This is a genomic window from Geobacter sp. (genome assembly GCF_027327745.1).
Taxonomy (GTDB): Bacteria; Desulfobacterota; Desulfuromonadia; order Geobacterales; family Geobacteraceae; genus Geobacter.
Map to the genome: position 1 here is coordinate 20,264 of NZ_DAHVYG010000056.1, position 19,364 is coordinate 39,627.

Consider the following 19,364-nt stretch of genomic DNA (forward strand, 5'->3'; position numbering starts at 1 on the left):
GGTTTCCCGCCTAATGGCCGTGCTGCCGCGGTTCGGGGAGAGAAATGCTTTGACAACAGCGGCGATATTCCTTTAGTATTGCCGAAAATTTGCCTGAGGATATGTGATGCACGCTGCCCTTGCCCTTGTCGGGGAAGATCTGAAAAACGTCGAATTACAGTTCAGAAAGGATCTGGAGTCGGATGTCTATCTCATCCGCAAGGTGGGGGAGTACGTCCTTGCCAGCGGCGGGAAGCGTATTCGTCCGGCGCTGCTCCTCCTTTCGGCGAAGCTGTGCGGCTACCAGGGCGACCGGCATGTGCCGCTGGCGAGCGTCATTGAGTTCATCCACACGGCCACCCTCCTGCACGACGACGTGGTCGACAACGCCACGCTCCGGCGCGGCAACGCCTCGGCCAACGAGGTCTGGGGGAACGAGGCGTCGGTCCTCGTCGGCGACTTCCTCTTCTCCAAGTCGTTCTCCCTCATGGTCGACGCGGGGGATCTGCGGGTCCTCAAGGTGATGTCCAACGCCACCACCATCATCGCCGAGGGAGAGGTCCTGCAGCTCCTCTGCACCAGCGACCTCGACATGACCCAGGAGCGCTACATCGAGGTGGTGAAGAGCAAGACCGCCGTTCTCCTGTCGGCCGCCAGCGAGGCGGGCGCCATCCTCGGAGGCGTCTCCCCCGAGCAGGTGGCGGCCCTCCGGGATTACGGCATGGACCTGGGGATCGCCTTCCAGCTCATGGACGACACCCTCGATTACACCGCCGTCGAGGAGCAGTTCGGCAAGGAGATCGGCCACGATCTTGAAGAAGGCAAAATCACCCTGCCGCTCATCCATACCCTGCGCAAGTGCACCGACGAAGAGCGCGAAACCATTTCCGACATCGTGGAGAAGGAGGCGATGGAAGCGGGGGATTTCGAGTCGGTCTTCACCCTCGTCCACAAATACGGCGGCATCCAGTTCACCACCGAGGTCGCCACCGGGTACATCGCCCGTTGCAAGTCCCACCTGGAGGCCTTCCCCGATTCCCCGGAGAAGCAAGCCCTCGTCGAGCTCGCCGATTACGTGGTCAGCCGCAGGCTGTAGAGCCGGGCGGAATATCCGTTCCCCTGCGCCGGCCGGCGCGGCGTCCGTGGCCCCGTCGCTCTGTTTGTCCTTGCAATATCCCCCCTCATGAATTAATAGTTTACCCATGAAGCCTTCCGGAATGCCACGCATCCTGCTGCTTTCCTCCTTCATCGTCGGGATAAGCCTCTTCCACTACCTGACCCCCCTCCATCTCCCCGCGTTTCACGACATCCTGCAGCGTCTCTACTACATTCCGATCATCATGGCGGCGTTCTGGTTCGGGCTGCGGGGGGGACTGATCTCCTCCATCATCGTCAGCGTCCTCTACGCCCCCCACGTCCTGTTCCAGTGGGGGGTGCAGCCGTCGCTGGAACTGGAGAAATTTCTCGAAATCCTCCTCTACAACGTGGTCGGCGGCGTCACCGGTTTTCTCTGCCAGAAGGAGGAACTGCGCCGCGAGGAGCTGGAGCGGACGGCGCAGGGGCTGGAGGAGTCGTACCGCACGCTCCAGCGCCAGGCCGACCTGATCATCGAAATAGAGGAGCAGCTTCGCGGTGCCGAGCGCCTGTCGGCCGTGGGGGAGCTCTCCGCCATGCTTGCCCACGAGATCCGCAACCCCCTGGGCTCCATCAGAGGGACGGCGGAGATCCTCCGGGACGACTTCAGGCCGGGGGAGGCAAAATACGAGTTTCTCGAAATCCTCCTCAAGGAGACCGACCGGCTGAACCGGGTGGTGGAGGATTTTCTCCGGCTCGCCCGCCCCATCGACGTGGAGCGCAAGACCTGCGACCTCGTCGCCGAGCTTCGGGAAGTCGTCACGCTCCTCGGCGGGCAGGCGGCCGGGCGCCAGGTGCGGCTCGAACTGGAGGCGGCCGACATCCCCCCGGTGGCGGGTGACGGAGAGCGGCTCCGGCAGGTGTTTTTCAACCTCCTGCTGAACGGGATCCAGGCCACCGGCCCCGGGGGGCGTGTCGCGGTGCGGGTGACGCCCGTCGCGGCCAGCGGCGACACCCCCGCCGGGGTGGAGCTCGCATTCAGCGATACGGGAAAAGGGATTCCGGCCGCCGACCTGGAGCGGGTATTTGCCCCCTTCTTCACCACCAAGGAAGGGGGGACCGGTCTCGGGCTCGCCATCACGCAGCGGATCGTGGAGGCCCACGGCGGCACCATCGCGGTGGAAAGCGAAGCGGGGAAGGGTACGACATTCCGGGTGAGGCTCCCCCTGTGAAGGAGTTTACGTTGAGTGGAGATGAGAGAAACACGCAGCGGATCCTGGTCGTCGACGACGACGTCTCGTTGCGGCGGGTGCTGGAGTACAATCTGCAGGAGGCGGGGTACGAGGTGCTCACCGCCGGCAGCGGCGAGGAGGGGCTCCGGCTCTTCGAGGAGCGGGGACCGGCGCTCGTGATCACCGATCTCAAGATGCCGGGCATGGGCGGTTTCCAGCTCCTCAAGGAGGTGAAGGAGAAGGCGTCCGATGCGCTCGTCATCGTCATTACCGCCTTCGGTGCCGTGGAGACGGCGGTGGAGGCGATGAAGCTCGGCGCCTACGACTTCATCACCAAGCCGTTCAATCGCGATGCCCTGAGGCTGACGGTGCGCAAGGCCCTGGCGATGCAAGGGCTCTCCCGGGAGAACCGCCGGCTGAAGGAGGAGCTCTCGGAGCGGGAGGCGTTCCGGAACATCGTCGGCATCTCGCGGCGGATGGAGGAAGTTTTTCGGGTCATCGGCCGGGTGGCCGACACCGAGGCGACGGTCCTCATCACGGGAGAGTCGGGGACCGGCAAGGAGCTCGTGGCCCGGGCGATCCACGGCCGGAGCGGGCGCCACTCCGCCCCGTTCGTCGCCATCAACTGCGCCGCCATCCCCCGGGACCTGCTGGAGAGCGAGCTGTTCGGCCACGTGAAGGGGGCGTTTACCGGCGCCGTGAAGGACAAGGCCGGGAAGTTCCAGCAGGCCGACGGCGGGACGCTCTTCCTCGACGAGGTGGGAGAGCTGCCGGTGGAGCTACAGTCGAAGCTGCTGCGTGCCCTGCAGGAAAAGGAGGTGCAACCGGTGGGGGGGACCGCGGTGCAGAAGCTGGACGTGCGGGTGGTGGCCGCCACCAACGCCGACCTGGAGGAGGCGATCTCGGAGGGGAGGTTCCGCGAGGACCTCTTCTACCGCCTCTCGGTGATCCCGCTCCATCTTCCCCCCCTGCGGGAGCGCGCGGAGGATATCCCGCTGCTGGTGCGGCATTTCCTAGCCAAGCATGGCGGGGCAGGGGTGACCTTCGCCCCGCAGACCCTGGATGCCATGGCCGCCTACGGCTGGCCGGGAAACGTGCGGGAGCTGGAGAACACGGTGGAGCGGATGCTCATCATGCGCAACGGCGACACCATCACCCCCGGGGACCTGCCGGAGAAGGTGCGCCACGGCCGGAGCGCCCCCCGGGAGTGCCCGGTCATAAACCTTCCGGACGAGGGATACTCGCTGGAGCAACTCGAACGGGAGATCGTGCTCGAAGCCCTGGAGCGCAACAACTGGAACCAGAGCTCGGCGGCCCGGTTCCTCCGGATCCCCCGCCACACCCTGATCTATCGCATGGAGAAATACACCATTATCCCCCCGGAGAAAAGACGATGAAAAGAATGAAGATTTTCCGCATGATCCCGATAATTGTCCTGGCGCTGCTTCTTGGCTGCAGTCGTGAACAGAAACCGGCCATCGAGGGGAATCCCGCCCCCGACTTCACCCTGAACACCCTGAACGGCGAGTTGGTGAAGCTCTCCGACCTGAAGGGGCAGGTGGTCCTCGTCAACTTCTGGGCCACCTGGTGCCCCCCCTGCCGGGAGGAGATCCCCTCTCTGATGCGGCTTGACGCCGCCATGGCCGGCAAGCCGTTCCGGATGCTCTGCATCTCCATCGACGAGGGGGGTAAGGTCGCCATCGAAGAGTTCTTCCGCAAGAGCGGGTATGCGCTCCCCGCGCTTTCCGACGCCGACAAGCGGGTGGGGAAGACGTACGGCATCACCGGCGTCCCCGAAACTTTTGTCATCGACAAACGGGGTGTTATACTCAAGAAGGTCGTCGGCGGCATGGAGTGGGACCAGCCCGATGTCATTGCCTATCTAAACGATGTCATGAGTAAGCCTCAGTAGTCCGCTCCGACCGATTCGAGGTATCCATGCAACCAGCCAACATCACCATTTTCGGCGCGTTTCTCGCGGGGCTCCTCTCCTTCCTCTCCCCCTGCGTGCTGCCGCTGATCCCCTCTTACATCACCTACATCACCGGCCTCTCCTTTGCCGACCTCCAGGCGGAGCACCCGAGCCACAAGGTCCGGCAGCAGACCATGATCCATTCGCTCCTCTTCATCGCCGGGTTCACCGTGGTGTTCGTCCTGCTCGGCGCCTCGGCCACGTTTGTGGGGGGATTCCTCCAGGAGCACATGGAGAGCATCCGCAAGGTGGGGGGGGTGCTGATCGTCATCTTCGGGATCCATGTCTCGGGGCTCGTCCCGATCCATCTGCTCCTTGGCGAAAAGCGGTTCACCCTCCACCGCAAGCCGGCGGGGTACCTGGGGAGTTTCCTCGTCGGGCTTGCGTTCGCGGCCGGCTGGACCCCCTGCATCGGCCCGATCCTGGCGACGATCCTCATGGTCGCGGCCACCGAAGAGACGATCTTTCACGGGATCGTCCTCCTCTTCGTCTATTCCATGGGGCTTGCCATCCCCTTTTTCCTCTCGTCCCTGGCCATGCACCAGTTCCTCCTCTTTTTCAACCGTTTCAAGAAGCATATCCGGATCCTGGAGGTCGTGACCGGCCTTTTTCTGATCGTTGTCGGGGTCATGATCTTCACCAACTATCTGAGCATCCTTTCCCGCTACACCATGAAGTGGTTCGGAGGCATGTGACGGGTGAGCGCTCCCTCGTTCTCGATCCAGCTGGCGGTGGCCGACCTCGATGCCACGGAGGCCTTTTACGCCGGCATCCTTGAGCTTGCTGTGGAGCGGGCGCTGACGGCCCGGGGCGCTCCGGAGCATCTGACCCTGAAGCGGGACGGCGGGGAGATCATCTTCGTGGAAGAGGAGGCCGTAGCCCGGGCCCACCCGCTGCTCGGCGAGCGGTTCGAGGAGTTCCCCAAGGGGGTCGGCATGACCATTCACGTGTCGGTAGTCGACATCGTGGGGGCGTACGAGGCGGTGATGGAGGAGGAGCTGGAGATCTTCTATCCGCTGGAGATGAAACCCTACGGGATCAGGGAATTCTGGTGCTTCGACCCCGACGGGTTCCTGGTCGCCGTCGAGGAGCAGAAAAGCAAAGGGGCGTGATCACGCCCCTTTGTTGTGGTCCTTCTTCTCGTCCTTCCGACCGGAAGAACAGCCATCGGCCATTCAGGTCGACACCCCGAGCCGGGGGAGGATCACCCGGTTGAGGAGGACCCAGAAGGCGATAAAACCCACCATCAGCAGCAATTCTTTCATTGTCGCACCTCCTGCCGCAAGAGTATCAAATATCCGAATAGTTGAATAGTTTTTTCTCCCGGGCGGCCGATTTTTCCAAGCCGGATAACGCGTGCGGAGCTGAAAAATGATATTGACTTTTGACAGGCGATAAATTAATTTGAAAATCACTTTCACCCAAGGGGCGAGAATGAAGCGGGTCAAGAAAAAGATCTTCCATGACTACATCGCCAGGCAGGGTCTCAAGTCGACCCGCCAGCGGGATATCATTCTCGAGGCGTTCCTCTCCTCCGACCGGCATCTCAGCATCGAGGAGCTCTACCTGAAGCTCCGGGTTAAGCACCCCAACATCGGCTACGCCACGGTCTACCGGACCCTCAAGCTCTTCGCCGAGTCGGGGATCGCCCGGGAGATGCAGTTCGGCGACGGCCAGACCCGTTACGATCACGTGGGGGAGGGGGAGCATCACGACCACCTCGTCTGCACCGGCTGCGGCGCCATCATCGAGTTCGAGAACGAGACGATCGAAACGCTCCAGAACGAAGTGGCCGCCGCCCACGGTTTCCTGATCAAGACCCACAAGCTGGAACTCTACGGACTCTGTGCCCGCTGCCGGGGTTGACCGGACTTACGACGCGCCGCAAGCGTCGGGAAAGATACCACGGATTTGCGGCGCTTTTTTCGGTTGCGCATCATGAAAGTGATTTTCACTAACATAATGAGGTAGTGCTGATGTCCCTGTTCAAGAAGAAACCCTCCTGTCACGGCAACGGAACGGGCGATCCCGCCCGGGGGAAGAAGGTCGCCTTGGTCGGCAATCCCAACGTGGGGAAGAGCGTCCTCTTCAACGCGCTGACCGGCGCCTACGTGGCGGTCTCCAACTATCCCGGCACCTCGGTGGAGGTCTCCCGCGGCGGAGCGACCATCGACGGCAGCCCGTACGAGATCATCGACACCCCCGGCATGTACTCGATCCTGCCGATCACCGAGGAAGAGCGGGTGGCGCGGGAGATCCTCCTCTCCGAGAAGCCAGACGTGGTGCTCCATGTCCTGGACGCCCGCAACCTGGAGCGGATGCTCACCATGACGATCCAGCTCGTGGAGGCGGGGCTGCCGGTCATCCTCGTAGTGAACATCATGGACGAGGCGGAACGGATGGGGCTTGCCATCGACATCCCGCTCCTGGTCGAAAAGCTCGGCATCCCGGTGATCGGGGCCGCCACCGCCAAGAAGCGGGGACTCGCGGAGATCCGCCAGGCGATCGCATCCTATGACGCCGGGCGCCATGCGGTCTTCGGCTACAGCCGGCGGCTTGAGGGGGATATCGGTGAGATCACGGCTCTGCTCCACGGTGAGTACACCCTGACGGGGAAGGCCCTGGCGCTGCTGCTGCTCCAGCGCGACGAAGAGATTGCGGGGCTCGTGACGGCCCGGGAGGGGGAGCGGGCGCCCCTCATCCTGGAGCGGGTGAAGGAGAAGGTCTTCGATCGGCGCGAGTCGTTCCACCTTGACCTCTCCCTGGAGCGCAAATCGATCGTGAAGGGGCTTCTGGAAGATGTCGTGAGGATCCCCGCAAGGCGGCGGGCGACCTTCGGCGAGCGTCTCTCCTCCTGGGCGGTCAACCCGATCACCGGGGTGCCGCTTCTTCTGCTCGTCCTCTATTACGGTCTCTACGAGTTCGTCGGGGTCTTCGGGGCCGGGACCCTCGTCGACTTCCTGGAAGGGAAGCTCTTCGAGGAGCTCTTTAACCCCTGGGTCTCCCACCTCGTGAAGGGGGTCATCCCGTGGGAGATCATCCAGGAGCTCTTCGTCGGGGAGTACGGGGTGATTACCCTGGGGCTCCGCTATGCGGTGGGGATCATCCTCCCCATCGTCGCCACCTTCTTCCTCTTCTTCTCGATCCTGGAGGACAGCGGCTACTTCCCGCGGCTCGCCCTCCTCGTCGACCGGCTCTTCAAGAAGATCGGCCTCACCGGCCGCGCCGTGATTCCGATGGTCCTCGGCTTCGGCTGCGACACCATGGCCACCATGGTCACCCGGACCCTGGAGACGGTGCGGGAGCGGATCATCGCCACGGTGCTCCTGGCGCTCGCCATTCCCTGTTCCGCCCAGCTCGGCGTCATCATGGCGCTCCTCTCCAAGGCGCCGGGGGCGCTGGCGGTCTGGAGCATCTGCCTCGTGGTGATCTTTCTCGTGATCGGGCTGCTGGCGGCCCGGATCATGCCGGGGGAGACTCCCATGTTCTACATGGAACTCCCGCCGATGCGGCTCCCCCAGCTCTCCAACGTCATGACCAAGACCTACACCCGGATGCAGTGGTACTTCATGGAGATCCTCCCTCTCTTCATCTTCGCGTCGGTAATGCTCTGGCTCGGCAAGATCACGAACTTCTTCGACAAACTTGTCGCCTGGATGGAGCCGGCCATGACCTCCATCGGGCTTCCCAAGGAGTCGGCGGTGGCCTTCATCTTCGGCTTCTTCCGCCGCGACTACGGCGCCGCCGGCCTCTACGACCTGCAGACCAAGGGGCTCATGAACCCGCGGCAGCTGGTGGTGGCGGCGGTGACCCTCACCCTCTTCGTCCCGTGCGTCGCCCAGTTCCTGATGATGAAGAAGGAGCGGGGGCTCAAGACCGCCACCGTCATCGCCCTCTTCATCTCCTTCGCCGCCTTCGGGAGCGGCTGGCTCCTGAACCGCCTCATCCTCGTCACGGGGGTGCTATGATCCGGTGCGGATTCTGCGGACACGAGTTTCCCGAGGACGAGGGGATCAGATCCTGCGGCAAGTGCGGCAAGCCGGGGGGGTGTCGGATGGTGCGCTGTCCGAAGTGCTTCTACGAAAATCCGCCGGAGCCGAAGTCGCTCAAGACGGTGAAAAAACTGTTCGGAAAGTTAAAATAACGAAATAAAGGCAAGGAGAGAAACGATGAAACTGTCCCATACGGCAGAAGAGATCCTTGAAGCGCTCTGGATGGCGGTGGAAGAGGAAAAGCACGGCTTTCTGGGGGTGGAGAAGATCAAGGTTGCGGCCGACGACCCCGCCTACGCCGAGCTCGCCTCACTAGCCTTCGTCGAGGTCCGCGACGGCCGGGTCTACCTCCGTCCCGAGGGGAAGGAGGAGGGGAAGCGGACCGTCCGCCGCCACCGGCTGGCGGAGCGGCTCATGATGGACGTCCTCAACATCCGGGGGGAGAACGCCGAGGACAAGGCGTGCGAGTTCGAGCACCTGCTCCACGAGGAGGTGGACGCCAAGGTCTGCACCATGCTCAACCACCCCACCACCTGCCCCCACGGCAAGCCGATTCCGCCCGGGGAGTGCTGCGACGTGGCCAGGAAGAGCGGCGATCTCGGCGTGGTTCCCCTCACCGAGCTGAAGGCGGGTGAGGAGGGTGAAATCGCGTACATCCTGACCGAGGACGACATCAAGATGCGCAAGCTGATGGCGATGGGGGTCCTGCCGGGGAACCGGATCAACCTGATGCAGACCTTCCCCTCGTACATCTTCCGGGTCGGTTTCTCCGAGTTCGCCATCGACACCAACCTGGCGCGGGAGATCTTCATCCGGCGGTAGCGGGTCGGGGCACTGCGCTGTCACGTTTGGCGTCGACAGTGCTCTCCTTCTGCACCATTTTTTTCGGTCCGCAGTTGAAAATGAATATCGTTATTTATGGAGGTGCCTGTGTGCGTTGCCCTGATCGGAGGGATGGACCGGCTGGAGAGGCACTACGTGGGGGAAGCCGAGAGGCTCGGCATCGCCCTGCGGGTCTTCACCAGGTCTGAGGTGAATATCGGCTCAAAGCTGAAGCATGTGGACGCGGTGGTGATCTTTACCAACAAGGTGTCACATCGGGTGAAGGCGGAGGCGATGAAGGCGGCGAAGTCGAACGGCATCCCGGTATTCATGCACCATTCCTGCGGGGTGTGCACGCTGAGGGACTGTTTTAACTGCCTTTTGATCATAAACAACAACGGAGGGACGAAAGATGCTTAAGAAGATGTTGGTGTTGTTTTCTGTCTCGTTGATGGTGGCCGGGACAGCAGTGGCCCAGGCGGATGAGGGGAAAATGGATGACGTTTCACCTGCCGTTCAAAATCTTGAAGGGTCCAGCGATGCAAAGGACGAAAACAAGGAAATTCCGTCACAGGTAACGAGCGAACATTGGGCCTACAAGGAAGTGGCGGCCCTGGTGGAGAAGTTCGGAACGGAAAAAAAGCTCCCCGAAGGGAAGCCCTGCCCCAAGGACGAGATGATCGACTGCTTCGTCGCCGCATTGAACAAGATAGTGGAAAGGTATGACAAGGAGGGGTCCCAGGCGGTTTCGCGGGATGACCTGGAGAGCATCCGCGCCCTCATAGTGGCACTGGAGGCAGATCTGTTCAAAATAGACGGTTACCGCCAGATCAGGAGGACCATCGAACAGCTCCTCGTCCAGGTCGAGCCTCCCGGGGTCCCCTACTACAGGTACAAGGTTGGCGTGAACGGCTTTCTGCGGGGTGAAGGGCAGAGCAATTTCAGGATTCCCGATGCGAGCTACACGCCGGGCCAGAGCGAGGGGCGCTTCCTCTACCGGGTGAAGCCGTTCGTCTACTGGCACCCCAACCAGTACCTCGATATCCACCTGGAGGGACAGGGGTACGGCTATACGGGGGGGAACCAGTATCAGGGCAAATATTCCCTGTACCAGGGATTTGTCGAAGCAAAGCTCCCCAGGGAAGATGTGCCTGGTAAAAATTGGGTAGCCCTGAAGGCGGGCCGGCAGGAATTCAACTACGGCAGCGCCTTCATTCTCGGCGCGGATACGTTTTTCAACGGCCTTTCATTTGACGCTGTCAGGCTCAGGGTGCAGCCGCAGTTGCCGTGGCTCAATTTCCTGACGGTTGATTTTCTGGGCGGCAGATACGCCACCCCATTTTCCGACGGGATCAAGGGGAACCTGGCGGGAGCCTACGTGACCTATGAGCCTGCCGAGGACAACACATTACAGGCTTATGCTTTCCGGGACACCGGGTCGGAGGACCACAGATCGGGGGAGCGACTGGATACCCTTGGATTCCGCAGCACCAGCTCGGTCGGCATGTTTGGCCTGGAGTACGAATTGGCCTACCAGACCGGAAGGGTTTTCAATTCTACAACCGGCGTCAACGACAAGATAAGTGCATACGGCGGGCATGTTGATCTGACCGGTGAGTTCAAGGTCGGAAATTATGACAACTCGATCTTCATGAGCTACGCAATGGGTTCAGGCGACAAGAACGCAGCCAACGGCGTCAGCTCTGGAAGGGAGTTCCGCAATCCCAACAACGACTCATCCTTGGTGGGTGACATGAGCGTGGTTGGGGACCTCTCCGGCCTTGACGTTGGGGACCATCACGCCAGCGGCATCCAGGTCTACACTCTTGGGTGGGGGATAGATGTCCCGGTGGGAACCGCGACCCAGAGGAAACTCAATTTCAGCGCGACCGGCCGCAAGTTCATGGCAGGCAGCGTGGAAGACGGCTTCAGCCGGGATCTGGGGGTCGAGACTGACTTCACCCTGACCTACATTCACAATAAGGATCTCGCGCTCATAGTCGGCTATGACCGCTTCTTCACCGGGAAATTTTTCCGCGACGCCTCCGGCAGCGACAGGGACATCGATTACGGCTATGCCATGCTCGTGTTCAATTACGACTGGACAAGGCGGATTCCGTTGAAACGTTAATTGCCAACCATTCATGCCCCCTCCCAGGACGGGAGGGGGCATGAGTTTCAATCCTTGCGGATGACGCAGGGGGATTTCAGGTTCTTGGGAGAGGCGGATATGTTAAATGCTGTGGGACTGAAAAAAGCCGTGAACATTGTTCTTGTCGTGTTGGCAATTACATTGACCGGATCGCTCTCTGCCGTGCTGGCCAAAGAGAATTACAAGGGGATGGTGGACGAGATCGGCGGCTTTTTCAACGAAACGCTCGTCCAGTACAAGAAGGGGAATGTCCAGGAGGCGAAGCAGAAGGCCGAGGCCGCATATCTTCAGGTTTTCGAGAACCTGGAGGGGGCGATCCGCATAAATGTCTCAGCCAGGAAAAATTACGAACTCGAGCAGGAGTTCATCGCCATCCGCAAGATGATCGTGGCAAAGGAACCCGCCGATGCCATCGAAAAGAGGATGAACGCGTTCATGACCGAGCTGCGGAATGTGACCGCCAAGCTGGAAGGCGGGTTTGAGCTCGTGGCTGAGGCCTCGGATGGTACGAAACCGCAGGGTGTAGCCGAGGTCAAAGCGGAGACGAAAAATATCGAACCCGTCTGGCAGCAGGCGTTCGACAATATTCAGGCACGACTCGGCAAGTCCATTGAAGTGTACAAAAAGGGAGATGCCAAGGGGGCGGCGGATATCGTCATCCAGACCCAGTTCGACGAGTACAAGAACAGCCTTTTCGAAACCGCCGTCCGGCGCTACGTCTCCCAGAAAAAGGATTACGAGAACAATGCCGGCTTCACCGAGATCGCCGGCATGATCCAGAATGGCGGCGCACCGGAAAAGGTGGAGGCGCGGGTCGCCCTTCTGGTAAAGGGATTGGAGAAAGACCTCCCCGGCCTCCCTCTCGTGGATGGAGCTGTTTCGGAAAAAGAGGCGAAAAAGTTGGCTGACAGCAGCGCGCCGGACAAGGACTGGACCAAGGTGAACGCCGACCTGTTCGCCCAGATCGACAAGGCGATCGCACTTTATGAGCAGGGAGAGAAGAAGGAAGCCGCCATTGTCGTTCAGGAAGCCTATTTCGATGTTTTCGAGGCGAGCGGCATGGAGGCGAGGATCGGCGCGCGGGATGCGAACTTCAAGGCGAAGCTCGAAGGGCATTTCAGCATGATCGCGGGCCAGATGAAAAATGGTGCGACCGTTGAAAAAATCCAGGCCACTTTCGCCGCCCTGAAGGGGGACTTCGAAAAGGGGGCCGAGATGCTCAGCAAGGGGAAGGACTCCCCCATGACCCTGTTCATCTACTCCCTCATGATCATTCTCCGCGAGGGGATCGAGGCGATCCTGATCATTACCGCTATCATCGCCTATCTCCTGAAGACCGGTCACCGGGACAAGCTCAAGGTCATCTATAACGCCTGCATTTCGGCGCTTGTGCTGAGCCTCGTCACGGCGCTCCTCGTGAAGTGGGTCTTCAAGATATCCGCGGCGAGCCAGGAGATGATGGAAGGATGGACCATGCTGCTCGCCTCGGTGGTCCTCTTCAGCGTCAGCTACTGGCTGATCTCCAAGGCCGAGGCGCAGAAGTGGGTGTCGTACATCAAGGAGAAGGTGGGGGATTCCGTTTCCTCCAACTCGCTGAAAGCCCTCTGGTTCGCGGCGTTTCTGGCAATCTACCGCGAAGGTGCCGAGACGGTCCTCTTTTACCAGGCCCTTGCCGTTGACTCCGGAGCTTCGGGCATGACGGCGGTGGCGGGAGGGTTCGTGGTCGGCTCCATACTGCTCGTCGGCATTTTCCTGGCGATGCGTTATGGCGCGGTGCGTCTCCCTATCAGGCCGTTCTTCCTCTGCACCGGCGCGCTCCTCTATTACATGGCGTTCGTGTTTGCCGGCAAGGGGATGATGGAACTGATCGCAGGAAAGCTGTTTGAACCTTCGTTGGTTTCGTGGATGCCTACGATCCAGTTTATCGGCCTGTTCCCCTATGTGCAGACCCTGGTTCCGCAGCTATTCATCGTCTTTGCTGCTCTGGTCGGCTTGGCGATCATGGCGCGGCGGAGAGTCGCTCCCGCTGAAGGAAAGTAAGGCAGTTAACTACGGGCATAAGAGCCTGAGAAATGACAAAAGGAGGAAGTTAAATGAAGAAGCTGTTTGCAGTTAGCGCAATGGTGGGCATTCTGTCCGGTTTTGCATCGATGGCCTGCGCCGAGAAGATCAGGGAGTACCCGATAGATGCGGTTGGGAAGAATATTAACGGCATGAATGTCGCTGCCGTCTATCTCCTGCCTATCGACATGGAGCCGCGTGGCTCCGACCTCGCCGCATCCCAGGCGGACGTCCACCTTGAGGCGGACATCCATGCGATACCGGGGAACAGGAACGGTTTCGGCGCCGGGGAGTGGATCCCATACCTGACGGTGAGTTACAAACTGGAGAACCTGGACACCGGCGCGAAGAAGGAAGGGAAGTTCATGCCGATGGTGGCGAAGGACGGTCCTCACTACGGAAGCAACATCAAGATGATGGGGGCGGGGAACTACAAGGTTACCTTCACCGTCGAATCCCCGGCAAAGCAGGGTTTCGGCCGCCATACGGACGCGGCAACCGGCGTCGGCAAGTGGTTCCAGCCTTTTTCGGTTGCTTACAAGTTCAAGTTTGTGCCGATCAAGTAGCTTTCGACCGTAAACTCACCCGGCGCCCATACTGAAACACCGGATGGGCGCCGGATAAGGGGCGCTTTCATGAAAAAGCGATGGATTGTGATCGTTACACTTGCGGCAACTGCTCTTTTCGCCGCCTTCGCCTACGGCTATTGGACACCTGGGGATCTGGCGAAGTATCCCGAGTGCCTTACATGCGGCGCAAGTCGCAAGGCCTGCGCCCATACCAGGATGGTCGCCGAATACGTTGACGGGACGAAACGGGCAGAGTGCGGGCTTCACTGCCTCATGGTCGACTTTGTCGACCAGCCGGGACGACAGCCGAAACGGGTCCTTGCGGCAGATTACCATGACAAGAGACTCGCCGAGGCGGAAAAGAGCTGGTGGGTCCGGTATGACAACGGCGTCGAATGCATGGGGAGTAAGGCCATGCTTGCCTTTCGGACTGAGCGCGGAGCGGACGACTTCATCGCCTCATTTGGCGGCATGAAGCTCTCCTATGACGAGGCTCTCAGGCTGACCTACCGCGACATTGAAGCGGCGCGGCGAAAAGGCATGGCTGATTCAAAGTAGCAAATCTTGCAGGAAAAATTTATCGGCCACAGAGCTGAATTCTCCACCCCCCATGTCAAGGGAGTGGGATTTGCCCTATGGTTTCAGGCTTTATTGTCCCATTGCCGGATCGATGTAGCCCTGAATGGAGTCTGTGTATGCTCTCGTACCTGGTGAGCTTTATTCAAGCGTTCATCCCCCTCTCCCTGATAACCGGAATCCTTCTCTCCGTCTGGAGGCCGGTCCACGGACGAACTGCGGCGCGCCCTCTGCTTATCGCCCTGGTCGTGGGGTTGCTGGCCGGCCTGGTCGCCTATCCTGTTTCGTTCCGCCAGGAGACAGTTACCGCAACGCGCGCCTGCCTCTATGGAGCGGCCATTGTTGCCGCTCTCCTGAACAGCGCGACCCTCTTCCTTCCCGGCAGGGGTTCCCGCATCGGATGGTGGAGCGCCATGCTCCTCACCGCGACCCTCGCCGCTGCCGACATGTTCACATTCCTCGGCCGTGTCTATGAGCAGGCCCTTTCGGTGACCACCGTTCTCAACACGGAGCTGATCCTGAACATCGGCGGCATCCTGGCCGGTCTCTTCCTCATGGCGTTTCTCGTCCCGCTCACGGCCCACCTGGGTGTGAAATGCGGGCGGGGTGTGGTCCCCGGGATTCTCGTTTTCGCCTCCCTTCTGCTGGTGGTACAGTGGTCGGCGGAAGTCCTCCTGGCCTTGATGCGACTGGAGATGGTGGAGCTCACCAGCATCCGTCTTTCCTTCGTGGCCAAGGCGGGCAAGTATTCCAACCTCTTCCCTTACGTCCATGCGCTTCTGGTAACGGCCCTGGCCATTGTCTTCTTTGTCTGCAGGTCGACCGTGGCGCAAGAGGCGCTGGCGGAGATGGAGAAGGCGGAGCGGAGAAAGGCGCGATGCCGCATCATGTTCGAGATGCGCTGGTTCAAGTCCGCCCTGGCCTCGGTAGTTGTCATTCTGGCTGTTCTCCTCTACCACGATGTCTATGCGACGAGACCCCCGAAGATCTCGACGCCGGTGGAGCTGACTCCCGATGCCGCGGGTCTGGTTCGGATCAAGATCGCCGACGTGGCGGACGGTAAGCTCCACCGCTACTCGTATGTGACCGACGACGGCCATGTGGTCCGCTTCTTCCTGATCAACCGCTCCAGGGGACAAGCGAAGATCGGCGTGGTGTACGACGCCTGCATGCTGTGCGGCGACATGGGGTATGTCCAGGAAAAGAACGAGGTGATCTGCATTGCCTGCAACGTGCGGATATTCGTTCCGTCCATCGGCAAGGCGGGAGGGTGCAATCCGATCCCGCTCATTCACAAGGTGGAGGGGGAATATGTCGTTGTCAGCGTACAAGAGCTCGACAACGGGGCGCGTTATTTCTCCCAGGTGGTGTCGAAGAAGGTGAAGGACCCGGTCACCGGCAGGGAGTTGGAGAGCAGCAAGGCCCCCTTCCGGTACGAATACAAGGGGAGGACCTATTTCTTCGAGTCCGAGGAGTCGGGGGAAAAGTTCAAGCAGTCGCCGGAAAAGTACGTCGGGGAGCAGCAGACCAGGTACTACCGGGTGCAGGGTTATAAAGAGTCGTAAAAAGGGAGGGGTTGTCCGCGATGTTTTTCCTCATGCTAAGGCAGTCGTTTTTCCGGGGGCGAAAGAGAAAGGCCCTTGCCACCATAACCATCGTCCTGGCGGCGAGCCTCATTACCGCGCTGATGAACATCTCCATCGACGTGGGGGACAAGATGTCGAAGGAGATGAAGTCGTACGGCGCCAACATCAACATGGTGCCGAAGAGCGAAAACATCTCCCTGGAGATCGGAGGGGTCGACTACAACCCCCTAGAGGGACAGGTCCTGATCGACCAGAAGGAGTTGCCGAAGATCAAGGATATCTTCTGGCACAACAACATCGTCGGCTACGCCCCCTTCCTGAAGGTGACGGCGGAGCTGGCGGGGTCCGGGAAAAGGCGCGTCCCCCTGGTGGGGACCGAGTTCGACAGGGTGACCCCCGTGGCGGGCGACGAGGAGTTCCGCACCGGAGTGAAGGTGGTAAACCCCTACTGGCAGGTGCACGGGGAGTGGCCCGCCGACGATGACGGGGGAGCCATCCTTGCCGGCGCCGGCCTCGCCCGGGAGATGAACCTGAAGGCGGGGGACCGGATCAGGGTGAAGGTGGCAGGGGAGAAGGGGGGGGAGGAGATCTTCACGGTCAAGGGGATCCTCACCACCAGCGGGGCCGAGGAGTCCGGCCTGGTCGCCCCCCTGCAGGTGGTGCAGAGGCTCGCCGGGCTGGAGGGGAAGGTGCAGTCGGTAAGCGTCAGCGCCCTCACGGTCCCGGAGGACAAGCTGTCGCGCAAGGCGCGAAACAGCTCCGACAAGCTCGATTCGGCCGAGTACGACCGCTGGTACTGCACCGCCTACGTCAGCTCCATCACCCACCAGATCGAGGAGGCGATCCCCAACGTCACCGCCCGCCCCATCTGGCAGGTGGCGGCGAGCGAGGGGGCGGTGGTCAACAAGATCCAGCTCCTGATGATCGTGGTGACGGTCGCAGCCTTCATCGCCTCGGGGCTCGGCATCTCGTCCCTCATGGTCACCACCATCATGGAGCGCTCCCGTGAGATCGGTCTCATGAAGGCCCTCGGCGCCGCGGACTGGGAGGTGTATCTCCTCTTCCTGAGCGAGTCGGCGGTTGTGGGGGTCGTAGGGGGGCTCCTGGGGTGCGCGGCAGGGTATGGGCTCTCCCAGGTCATCGGCCTCTCCGTCTTCGGCTCCACGGTCGCCTTCAGTCCTATCGTCATACCGGTGAATGTGGCGATTTCGGTCATGATTGCCCTGGCCGGCTCCCTCATGCCGTCACGGCTCATCACCAAGCTCTATCCCGCGGAGGTGCTCCATGGCAGGCGATAAGGGCACGAGCATGCCGAAGTCCCGGATGTTCCTGCTGGTACTCTTCAAGTCCCTGAAGGTCCGCAGGAACCGGGTGGCCATAACCTTCTTCTCCATCATGATCGGGGCGGCGATCATCACCGCCCTCTCCAGTGTCTACTTCGACATATCTGCCAAGATGAGCCGGGAGCTCAGGGCCTACGGGGCGAACTTCTTCATCGGCCCCGCGGCCTCGTCGGGGAACCGGAACGTCGACCGGCAGACGATCGATGATGCGATTAAAATGGTCCCCAGGGAGAAGCTGGTGGGGGCATCCACCTACATCTACGGCTTGGTGCGGCTCGACCTGGGGAACGCCGTCATGGCCGGGGTGGACTTCCCGGGACTACGCAAGCTCTCCCCCTACTGGCAGGTGGAGGGAAAGTGGATCGCCGTCGACTTCGACGAGGACTCCTGCATGATCGGCAAGAACCTGGCGAGGAACATGGAGCTGAAGGTCGGGGACAGCGTCAACGTCATCAAGAACGAGACCGGCTTCCAGAAGAGCCTCACCGTCAAGGGGATCGTGGAGACCGGGCAGGCCGAGGACGAGCAAATCTTCGTCAACCTTTCCCTCGCCGGCCGGATACTGGGTCAGGCAGGGAAGGTGAACCACGCCATGTTGAGCATCGTCACAGAGGGGACCGACATCGACGGCCTGGCGGCCGGGATGCAGAAGAGCTTCCCCGGACTGGACGCAAAGCCGATCCGCAAGGTCTCTTACTCGGACGGGAAGATCCTGGACAAGATCAAGGGACTTATGGCCATCGTGGCCGTCATCATCCTCACCGTCACCACCCTCTGCGTCATGACCACCCTCATCGCCATCGTATCGGAGCGGACCCGCGAGATCGGCCTGATGAAGGCCATCGGCGCCGACGACCGGGACATCGCCCGGCAGTTCCTTGCGGAGACCCTGATCATGGGGGTGGCGGGGGTGGCGGCCGGGCTGGCGGCCGGGTTCATCCTCGCCCAGGTCCTCGGCCAGGCGGTCTTCGGCTCCTACATCTCATTCCGGTTGATCGTGGTACCGATGACCCTGGTGCCGTCGGTGGCCGCCTCGCTCCTTGCGGCGGCGATACCGGTCAGGATGGCGGTGCGGGTGGTTCCGGCGCAAGTGTTGAAAGAGGACTAACGGTATTCGTGATCTCTCATACAATTCCCCCTCCCTTGATGGGAGGGGGCGAGGGGGAGGGTGAAATGCCAAGGGAAACGGCGGATATCCCCCTCACCCCAGCCCTCTCCCACCAAGGGAGAGGGGGCTTTTATATCTTTGGATTTGAAGTGCAAGGAGAAGATAAATGGAACAGATAGTGCTCGAAACAAAGGGTCTGACAAAGAGGTTCGGGAACGTCACCTCGCTGGACCGTGTAGACATGCAGGTCCGCAAGGGGGAATGGGTCTCGATCATGGGGCCGTCCGGTTCCGGCAAGACCACCATGCTTAACCTCCTCTCCTGCCTCGACGCCCCCAGCGAGGGCGAATATATCCTGGACGGGGTCGCCACCGCCACCCTGACCGAGAAGCAGCGCGTGGCGGTGCGGCGCGAAAAGATTGGCCTGATCTTCCAGCAGTTCCACCTGGTCCCATATCTGACGGCGCTGGAAAACGTCATGCTCGCCCAGTACTATCACAGCATGATCGACAGCAAGGATGCGGAACAGGCCCTGGTCCATGTGGGCCTGGGTCACCGGATCGGGCATCTCCCCTCCCAGCTTTCAGGGGGAGAGCAGCAGCGGGTGTGCATCGCCAGGGCGCTGATCAACCAGCCAGCGATCATTCTGGCCGACGAGCCGACCGGCAATCTGGACGAAGCCAACGAGGAGGTGGTCCTGAATCTTTTTCAGGAACTGCACCGGGAGGGGCGCACCATCATCCTGGTCACCCACAATCCGGAGCTAGCCGAATATTCGGACCGGGTCATCAGGCTGCACCACGGGAGGGTTCAGAATGATGCTTCCGCGCATTAACCGGATCATATTACCCCTGCTGTACGTCGTGATATTGATATGCGCCACATTCATCGGCGGCTG

19 protein-coding genes are annotated in these 19,364 nt (G+C 61.0%); all 19 read left to right on the plus strand.

Going from position 1 to position 19,364, the window contains the following annotated elements; translation table 11 throughout:
• Positions 1 to 106: 106 nt before the first annotated feature.
• The 19 genes from M6689_RS10695 to M6689_RS10785 all read left to right on the plus strand — a co-directional run bounded on the left by M6689_RS10695 (position 107) and on the right by M6689_RS10785 (position 19,301).
• A complete protein-coding gene (locus tag M6689_RS10695) occupies positions 107 to 1,075 on the plus strand; it encodes a polyprenyl synthetase family protein (RefSeq protein WP_298271345.1) in 969 nt (322 codons plus the stop codon).
• A gap of 121 nt (positions 1,076 to 1,196) precedes the next feature.
• A complete protein-coding gene (locus M6689_RS10700) occupies positions 1,197 to 2,285 on the plus strand; it encodes an ATP-binding protein (protein ID WP_298271348.1) in 1,089 nt (362 codons plus the stop codon).
• A gap of 11 nt (positions 2,286 to 2,296) precedes the next feature.
• Positions 2,297 to 3,682, plus strand: a complete 1,386-nt coding sequence (locus M6689_RS10705; protein ID WP_298271351.1) for a sigma-54 dependent transcriptional regulator — start codon at positions 2,297 to 2,299, stop codon at positions 3,680 to 3,682.
• Positions 3,679 to 4,197, plus strand: a complete 519-nt coding sequence (locus M6689_RS10710; protein WP_298271354.1) for a TlpA disulfide reductase family protein — start codon at positions 3,679 to 3,681, stop codon at positions 4,195 to 4,197. The genes M6689_RS10705 and M6689_RS10710 overlap by 4 nt, the downstream gene beginning before the upstream one ends.
• Before the next feature lie 26 nt (positions 4,198 to 4,223).
• Positions 4,224 to 4,952 (plus strand): cytochrome c biogenesis CcdA family protein, encoded by a 729-nt coding sequence (locus M6689_RS10715; RefSeq protein WP_298271356.1) that lies wholly within the window; start codon positions 4,224 to 4,226, stop codon positions 4,950 to 4,952.
• Positions 4,953 to 4,955: 3 nt separating this feature from the next.
• On the plus strand, positions 4,956 to 5,369 hold the full coding sequence (locus tag M6689_RS10720; RefSeq protein ID WP_298271359.1) for a glyoxalase/bleomycin resistance/extradiol dioxygenase family protein: 414 nt from the start codon (positions 4,956 to 4,958) through the stop codon (positions 5,367 to 5,369).
• A gap of 322 nt (positions 5,370 to 5,691) precedes the next feature.
• Positions 5,692 to 6,123: a Fur family transcriptional regulator gene (locus M6689_RS10725; RefSeq protein WP_298271361.1), complete on the plus strand. Its 432-nt coding sequence runs from the start codon at positions 5,692 to 5,694 to the stop codon at positions 6,121 to 6,123.
• Positions 6,124 to 6,233: 110 nt separating this feature from the next.
• Complete coding sequence (gene feoB, locus M6689_RS10730; RefSeq protein ID WP_298271364.1) at positions 6,234 to 8,225, plus strand: ferrous iron transport protein B; 1,992 nt, start codon at positions 6,234 to 6,236, stop codon at positions 8,223 to 8,225.
• Positions 8,222 to 8,401 (plus strand): hypothetical protein, encoded by a 180-nt coding sequence (locus M6689_RS10735; protein ID WP_298271367.1) that lies wholly within the window; start codon positions 8,222 to 8,224, stop codon positions 8,399 to 8,401. The genes feoB and M6689_RS10735 overlap by 4 nt, the downstream gene beginning before the upstream one ends.
• Before the next feature lie 25 nt (positions 8,402 to 8,426).
• Entirely contained in the window at positions 8,427 to 9,071 is a 645-nt protein-coding gene (locus M6689_RS10740; RefSeq protein WP_298271370.1) for a metal-dependent transcriptional regulator, read from the plus strand.
• Between the two features lie 108 nt (positions 9,072 to 9,179).
• Positions 9,180 to 9,491 (plus strand): DUF2325 domain-containing protein, encoded by a 312-nt coding sequence (locus M6689_RS10745; RefSeq protein WP_298271372.1) that lies wholly within the window; start codon positions 9,180 to 9,182, stop codon positions 9,489 to 9,491.
• Positions 9,484 to 11,202, plus strand: coding sequence for an alginate export family protein (locus tag M6689_RS10750; protein WP_298271374.1), 1,719 nt, complete (start codon positions 9,484 to 9,486; stop codon positions 11,200 to 11,202). Before M6689_RS10745 ends, M6689_RS10750 begins: the two co-directional genes overlap by 8 nt.
• A 183-nt stretch (positions 11,203 to 11,385) precedes the next feature.
• Complete coding sequence (locus M6689_RS10755) at positions 11,386 to 13,263, plus strand: FTR1 family protein (protein ID WP_298271377.1); 1,878 nt, start codon at positions 11,386 to 11,388, stop codon at positions 13,261 to 13,263.
• 53 nt (positions 13,264 to 13,316) lie between these two features.
• On the plus strand, positions 13,317 to 13,850 hold the full coding sequence (locus tag M6689_RS10760; protein ID WP_298271379.1) for an iron transporter: 534 nt from the start codon (positions 13,317 to 13,319) through the stop codon (positions 13,848 to 13,850).
• A gap of 69 nt (positions 13,851 to 13,919) precedes the next feature.
• Entirely contained in the window at positions 13,920 to 14,411 is a 492-nt protein-coding gene (locus tag M6689_RS10765) for a hypothetical protein (protein ID WP_298271380.1), read from the plus strand.
• A 137-nt stretch (positions 14,412 to 14,548) separates the two neighbouring features.
• Positions 14,549 to 15,994, plus strand: a complete 1,446-nt coding sequence (locus M6689_RS10770) for a Fe-S-containing protein (protein ID WP_298271383.1) — start codon at positions 14,549 to 14,551, stop codon at positions 15,992 to 15,994.
• Between the two features lie 20 nt (positions 15,995 to 16,014).
• Positions 16,015 to 17,313 (plus strand): ABC transporter permease, encoded by a 1,299-nt coding sequence (locus M6689_RS10775; RefSeq protein ID WP_298271386.1) that lies wholly within the window; start codon positions 16,015 to 16,017, stop codon positions 17,311 to 17,313.
• Positions 17,300 to 18,466, plus strand: coding sequence for an FtsX-like permease family protein (locus tag M6689_RS10780; RefSeq protein WP_298271389.1), 1,167 nt, complete (start codon positions 17,300 to 17,302; stop codon positions 18,464 to 18,466). Before M6689_RS10775 ends, M6689_RS10780 begins: the two co-directional genes overlap by 14 nt.
• A gap of 166 nt (positions 18,467 to 18,632) precedes the next feature.
• On the plus strand, positions 18,633 to 19,301 hold the full coding sequence (locus M6689_RS10785; RefSeq protein ID WP_298271391.1) for an ABC transporter ATP-binding protein: 669 nt from the start codon (positions 18,633 to 18,635) through the stop codon (positions 19,299 to 19,301).
• Positions 19,302 to 19,364 lie beyond the last annotated feature (63 nt).